Annotated in this window: 2 tRNA genes; both read left to right on the forward strand. The window is 51.0% G+C overall.

The features are described from left to right. The first annotated feature begins 43 nt into the window (after positions 1-43). Positions 44-120: transfer RNA gene (locus B2J69_RS23365), tRNA-Ile, on the forward strand. A 141-nt stretch (positions 121-261) separates the two neighbouring features. Continuing rightward, a tRNA-Ala gene (locus B2J69_RS23370) sits at positions 262-337 on the forward strand. Positions 338-355: the final 18 nt, after the last annotated feature.

Genomic DNA, 355 nt, shown 5'->3' on the forward strand with positions numbered 1-355 from the left:
CACAGATTGTCTGATAGAAAGTAACGAGCAGAAAAACCTCTACAGGCTTGTAGCTCAGGTGGTTAGAGCGCACCCCTGATAAGGGTGAGGTCGGTGGTTCAAGTCCACTCAGGCCTACCAATTCGCACTCATGCTGCGTTATGTTTCCGTCTCGCATAGTTCACTATGCTTCGCGAAAACATGCCTTGCCTGAGCACGAATTCACGTTTCTCCTTAAGGGAAAGGTTGAGTGGTAGTAGACGGTCTCTGCAGTAACTGTATGGGGCTATAGCTCAGCTGGGAGAGCGCCTGCCTTGCACGCAGGAGGTCAGCGGTTCGATCCCGCTTAGCTCCACCATACTGTTTTCTGAAATAG

The organism is Pantoea latae (assembly GCF_002077695.1).
Taxonomy (GTDB): Bacteria; Pseudomonadota; Gammaproteobacteria; order Enterobacterales; family Enterobacteriaceae; genus Pantoea; species Pantoea latae.